This is a genomic window from Bifidobacterium jacchi (assembly GCF_009078285.1).
In the GTDB taxonomy this organism is placed as follows: domain Bacteria; phylum Actinomycetota; class Actinomycetes; order Actinomycetales; family Bifidobacteriaceae; genus Bifidobacterium; species Bifidobacterium jacchi.
On the sequence record NZ_RQSP01000004.1, the window covers coordinates 68,922 to 75,224 of the forward strand.

4 protein-coding genes are annotated in these 6,303 nt (G+C 66.3%); 3 read left to right on the forward strand and 1 reads right to left on the reverse strand.

What is annotated here, in order from left to right; genetic code table 11:
• The first annotated feature begins 47 nt into the window (after positions 1–47).
• The 3 genes from EHS19_RS02230 (at position 48) to recR (ending at position 4,786) form a co-directional block, all read left to right on the forward strand.
• Positions 48–1,196, forward strand: a complete 1,149-nt coding sequence (locus EHS19_RS02230; protein WP_151916187.1) for a diacylglycerol/lipid kinase family protein — start codon at positions 48–50, stop codon at positions 1,194–1,196.
• 87 nt (positions 1,197–1,283) lie between these two features.
• Positions 1,284–4,028 carry a DNA polymerase III subunit gamma/tau gene (gene dnaX / locus EHS19_RS02235; RefSeq protein WP_151916188.1) on the forward strand — a complete coding sequence of 915 codons (2,745 nt, stop codon included), beginning with the start codon at positions 1,284–1,286 and terminating at the stop codon, positions 4,026–4,028.
• A 155-nt stretch (positions 4,029–4,183) separates the two neighbouring features.
• Positions 4,184–4,786, forward strand: a complete 603-nt coding sequence (gene recR / locus EHS19_RS02240) for a recombination mediator RecR (RefSeq protein ID WP_151916189.1) — start codon at positions 4,184–4,186, stop codon at positions 4,784–4,786.
• Between the two features lie 14 nt (positions 4,787–4,800).
• On the opposite strand, the gene EHS19_RS02245 is transcribed toward recR, so the two are convergent.
• Complete coding sequence (locus EHS19_RS02245; protein ID WP_421745108.1) at positions 4,801–5,961, reverse strand: class C sortase; 1,161 nt, start codon at positions 5,959–5,961, stop codon at positions 4,801–4,803.
• Between the last annotated feature and the right edge of the window lie 342 nt (positions 5,962–6,303).

Sequence of the window (6,303 nt, forward strand, 5' to 3'; positions counted from 1 at the left end):
GACCGTGCCACTGGCATGCCGTCGCGGATTTCGTTATCTTGGGGCTTATGAGTGCACCTGATGATTCGACCCGCGGCGTGAGCGTGGCGGTGATCGGCAATCCCGCATCCGACAAAGGTCGTGGCGCCGCCATTGACGTGCAGGTGGTGGATCTGCTGCGCGAGGCGGGTCGGCGATACGGTTTTGCCGTCAGCGACCTGACCGGTACCAGTTTTGACGATTCGCTGTCCAATGCGATTCACGCCCGTGACGACTATGACCATCTGGTGGTCGTCGGCGGCGACGGCATGATCGCGCTGGGCGCGAACGCGGTGGCATCCTCCGGCAAGCCGCTGGGGATCGTCGCCATCGGCTCGGGCAACGACTTCGCGCGCGGACTCGGTCTGCCGGTCAATCGTGTGCAAGTCGCGGTGGAAGGCATCGTCGGAGCGATCGTGCGCGGATCGCATATCGACGTGGACATGGGCAGAATCACGCGGCTGACGGATTGCGATACCGTCGATCATGACACCGATCATGCCGTCGATCGCGCCGCCGCCGTCGTGTCGGACGCGTCACCTCGCTACTACGCGGGCATGCTCTCGTGCGGCGTGGACGCGGCCATCAACGACAGGGCGAACCATTCGCGGCTTCCGGGAGGCTCGCTGCGATATGCAGCCGCCGCGGTGGCGGAGCTCAGCCATCTGAGCAGCTACGGATACCATGTTCGCGCCACGCTGCCGGACGGTCGCATATGGGAACAGGACCTGGTGACGCCGCTGCTCACCGTGGCGAACGCGCGGTACATCGGAGGCGGCATCGAAGTGTCGCCGTATTCGCTGTTCGACGACGGGCTGCTTGATCTGGTATGGGCCAGACGTGTGCCGAACCTGCTCGAATGCGCCGCCCTGATGCGCAACGCCTATAATGGCAGATTGCTGTCGAGTGATGTGCTCGGATGGCGTCGCATCAGAGCGATCGAGATCACGCGATCCGATGAAGGCGACGAGCCGCCGACGCTGATGGCGGACGGCGAGTATGTGGGTGCGCTTGCGGTGCGAGTGGATGCGATGGGCCGCTCCCTTCGCGTGCTGGTGCCTCCCGCCGTTGCGCGCGACCAGTCATGGCGCAGCGAGCGCGGCGTCATCGAGGCGATACGGCGCGACGGCCGTCTTGATGACGCCGATGACGCAGCCGATGCCGAATCGGCCGCATAGCGTGGCGTCAGGCCGGTCATACGGCGGATATTGTCAGGTACTCCCCATCGCATGATGGGGTTACGGGATTGCTGTAGGTTGGAGAACATGGCACTTGCACTGTATCGACGTTATCGTCCGGACACCTTTGAGGGCGTGATCGGCCAGAATCAGGTCACGATTCCTCTGATGCGAGCCCTCGACGCGGGCAAGCTGACCCATGCCTACCTGTTTTCCGGTCCGCGAGGATGCGGCAAGACCAGTTCGGCGCGCATCCTCGCCCGCTGCATCAACTGCGTCAAGGGCCCAACCTCGCATCCGTGCGGCGAATGCGACAGCTGCCGCGATCTGGCGACGGGCGGACCCGGCTCGATCGATGTGGTCGAGATCGACGCCGCCAGCCACAACGGCGTCGACGACGCCCGTGAGCTGAGGGAGCGTGCGGGGTTCGCGCCGGCGCGCGACCGCTACAAGATCTTCATCCTCGACGAGGCGCACATGGTCACCCAGCAGGGGTTCAACGCGCTGCTCAAGATCGTCGAGGAACCGCCCGAGCATGTCATGTTCATCTTCGCGACGACCGAGCCCGACAAGGTGATCGGCACGATCCGTTCGCGGACCCACCACTATCCGTTCCGACTCGTGCCGGCCGAGATCATGGGGCCGTATCTGGAGTCGATCTGCGCCAAGGAGGGCATCAAGCCCGAGCCTGGCGTGCTGCGGCTGGCCATGCGCGCGGGAGGAGGTTCGGTGCGTGACACGCTGTCCGTGCTCGACCAGCTCATGGTCGGCTCCGTCGATGGCGTCATCTCGCACGACTCCGCCGTGGCGCTGCTCGGATTCACGCCGGAGACGCTGATCGGCGAGGCCGTTGACGCGGTGATCGATCATAACGGCGAAGCCCTGTACGGGGTGATTCAGAAGGTCGTCGTCGGCGGCTTCGACCCCCGTCGCTTCGTCGAGGACCTGCTGGCGCGGGTGCGTGATCTGCTGGTACTGCTGCTGGCCGGCGACCGCGCGGAATCGGTGATGAGCGATTCCGCGGAAAGCGAGGACATGTCCGATCTGCGGCGTCAGGCCAATGCGCTGGGACTGCGGACCCTCACGTCGCTTGCCGATACGATCAACAACACCTTGGCGACGATGAGCGGCGCGACCTCGCCGCGCATGAGACTCGAACTGCTGGCCGCGCGACTGCTTGCAGGCGAACCGGACGCCGGGCCGTCGCCTTCCGATGGAGCACCTGCGCGCCCGAGCGGCCGAAGCGAGGCACCGTCCCAATCCCGACCGCGATCGGGCGGAGGATTCGTGGGCGCATCCAGGCACGCGGCGAACGCGGGAACGGCTGCGGCGCCCGGTTCGGCCGGGACATCCGGCACGGCTGGGGCATCGGGTGCCGTGAAATCCAGTGGATTCATCGGCTCCTCCAGAAACGCCGGCCAGGCCGTGTCGCGGCAGGAGTCTGCTGGCGCGGCACCGGAGGCTCCCGCTTCGGTTGCGTCGGCGCCGCCGGATGCATCGGCATCGCCGGCGTCGCCGTCGTCGACGGGTTCCGCTGCTGCCGCAGCCCAGTCGGCCGGCGCGCAGCCCGCGCCTGACACGCGCACCCCGGACCAGCGCTGGGATGCGCTCGTGGCGGCGCTGCCCGCGGAGGTGGGACGCTATGTGGGGCGCGATCGAGTGCCTCGCATCCTCTTCGATCCCAAGGGGTCGCAGGGCAAGGGCACGTTGTGGCTCAAATTCGACAAGGCGCTGAGCAAATACGCCTTCGCGCTCGCCGTGGCCAATGAGCCGGTGGATGGCGCGCATGAGGTCGTCGCCATTGTGCGCGGGGCGGTCCGCAAGGTGTTCGGCCCGTCCGTTGTGATCGCCCCCACCAAGAAACTGGCGGACAACAGCGAGGCGGCCCCGTATCGTTCGCTGTCCGCAGCCGAGCAGCAGCGCATCAAAACACAGGTGCTTCAGGCCGATCTGCGCGCGGCCATCGCCTCCGGTGCCGCGAAGAGCGGCGGTCTTTCGTCGATCTCCGCCGCCGGCACGGCGAATGGCTCCCGCGAACACGCGGATGCGGGTGCATCCGCGAGCTCGTCCGATTCCTCGACCGGTGCCTCGGCGTCGTCGGACGACGGCGAACCTCACCATCACAAGCATGTGCCGGTGCCGGATCTGAGCGACGACACCGACCCGTGGGCGATACCGCAGTCGGGAGCCGGACCGTCGTCCTCCGCGCCGACGGGGTCGACCGCACCGTCGGCTTCAGCGGCTTCTCCTGTGGGCACGACCCCTGCGGGCGCGCCTTCAGCGGGCGCGGCTCCCTCGGCTCCGACCACGGCTGTGGCACATCAGGGCGTGCAGACAAGGCAGCGACCATGGCCGCAGACCGCCGCAGCCATGCGTGGCGAGGCGATCGTCTCCTCCGTGGTGGGCTCGTGGGGTGATGTGCCGCCTTCGGACGAACAGGATGACCCGTGGGCGGCATCGTCGCCCATGTCGACGGCTGCTGCGACGTCACCGGTACAGTCCACGGAACAGCAGCGAGCCGGAGCGTCTTGGGGCGGTAGCGCGTGGCCCGAATCGGCACCCGGCATGCACTCCGAGCGTGATGCGGGACCGCAGTGGCCGGCAGGCCCGACCAGCCCGGAACCGAACGCATCCACAGCGCCGGCGACGGCACCGGTCGATCCTGACGATGACGAGTATTCGCTCAACGACGCCTCGCTGAGCGGCGGCGAGCGAATGAGCATCGACGACATCAAACGGCTTTTCGAAGTGAAGAAGGTGGAACAGTACGCGGCCGACGATCCGCTCAACCCGCGCAACGCCAAACCGGATCACCACCACGATGAGAGCTGACATGCTGCGCGCCGGCTCACCATATGGTGGGGTCGGCTCCTTGTGCGGCCCGGCAAGCGTGGTCCTGCGTCGCCAAGTCGATGCATGTACGCCGATGCATGTACGCATGGCCGCATATACGATGATGAACAAGAACGAAAGGCGGGTACTGCCCTATGGCACTTGCATATGATGGCGCGATCCAGCGTCTCATCGATGCGTTTTCGGCGCTCCCGGGCATCGGTCCGAAGGGCGCGCAGCGCATCGCGTTCCATCTGCTCTCCGCACCCGAGGACGAGGCGAGGGCGCTGATCGATGCGATCAGCGAGGTCAAGCAGAAGGTTCGCTTCTGCGACGTGTGCGGCAACGTGTGCGAGACGAGTCCGTGCCCCGTCTGCATGGACCCACGCCGCGACCATACGGTGATCTGCGTGGTCGAGGAGCCGAAGGACATCATGAGCATCGAGCGCACGCGCGAATACCGCGGCCTGTACCATGTGCTCGGCGGGGCGATCAATCCGATGGCGAACGTCGGGCCGGCGGATCTCAACATCCCCAAACTGCTGGACCGACTCAAGACCGACGAGGTCAAGGAGGTGATTCTCGCGCTTGACCCGAACATCGAGGGCGAGGCCACGACCACGTATCTCAGCCGCCTGCTGTCGCCTCTGGGCATTCGCGTCACGCGCTTGGCCAGCGGCCTGCCGGTCGGCGGCGATCTCGAATACGCCGACGAGGTGACGCTCGGCCGCGCGCTCGAAGGCCGTCGCGACGCCTAGAATCCGAGGACGCGCTACTGGCGTGCCTCGCCGCGCCGATTCGGCCAGAACGCGGCGTGCCGCATGATCAGCAGATCCCTGTGCCGACGGTTGATCAGCCCCGCGACCGCCAGTCCCGCGATCAGCGTGCCAAGAGACGCAGCCAGTGCGATGTTGCGTCCGTCGTGAATGTCGCCCGGCTGGGGAGCGGGCACGGGAATGGCCACGCGATGCCCCGAGATGAGCAGACGATGCGTGTTCACGCCGTACGGCGTGCAGGTCATCAGCGTCACCCGGTCCTCGCCCGGCGTGATCTTGAGCTGCGAGACGTCGTTCGGCAGGATCACGGAGATGCGGTCGACCTGATAGCCGAGCGTCTCGCCCATGACCTCGATATAGAAGAAATCCCCCTTGACCACTTCGTCGAGCCGCGTGAACATGAGCGCCTCGACCAGTCCGCGATGCCCCGTGATGACCGCATGCGTCGAGGCGCCGCCCACCGGCAGCGACGTGCCGTACAGGTGCCCCGCGCCGGAGGCGAGCACCTGGTCGGACGTGCCATGGTAGATCGGCAGATCGATCGACTGCTTGGGCACGCGGACGGTGCCCATGATCCCGTCGCCGGTGTCGAGCAGCGACTGATATTCATCGTCCTTCGCGGCGGCGGAGTCGTCCTTCCCGTTCGCCTTGGAACCGCCCTGCGCAACGGCGAAGGGGTCGGGTGCCTCGCCGAGAATCGGTTGGCCCGATGCCGCCAGTCGCTTGTTGTAGGCGCGTGCCGCGTTGAGATGGTCCTCGGCCTGCGGATAGGGCCACCCGGCGACGGTGCGCGCGCTGACGCTGCCGGCTTCGGCGAGCCGGCGGTCGGATTGGTATTGCAGCACGCTGGGGAACGCGAACACGCCGATCGCAGCGATGAGCAGCAGCAGTGTGATCGCGCGCATGATGATGAGATTGCGGGTCAGCCGGCGTCGCTCCGCGGCGACGTCGGCGATGTCGATGGCTGCGTTGAAATCCGTTGGTTGGTATTCTGCTGGGCGGTGTTCCGCTGGCTGCTGCCCCACTGTCTGCGCACCAGACGGTTGATTGCTGCTGGGCTGTCGGCTGCTTGGTTGATGGCTTGTCGGCTGGCTGCTGCTTGGCCGGTGGCCTGCGGACCGATGACCGCCCGACTGGCGACGTTTCGTTTGGCGGATGCCGGCCTGTTGGTCGCGTTCCGCGCTGGCGTCGGTCTCGTCGCGACGCACGGCGATTGCAAAACGTTCCGGAGCCGCAGTCCGGTGTTTCACGCCATGTTTCACGATATCGCCTTTCGCTGGTGCGCCGCAGCACGCGACCACCCGTAGTGGTCATCCGTTGGTTGTCCGTCTTCGCAACGATTGTAATGCCGCTACCGTAATGCCGCGGCCCGCCGACATGACCGCAGATTGAACGGCAGGCGATCACGGCGTGTCGTCTGTCGAATCGGGGGTGTGAAAATGACGAAACGGCAACAACGGGGTGACGGCTGAGCGACCGTCGGTTGAATCAGCTCCGAC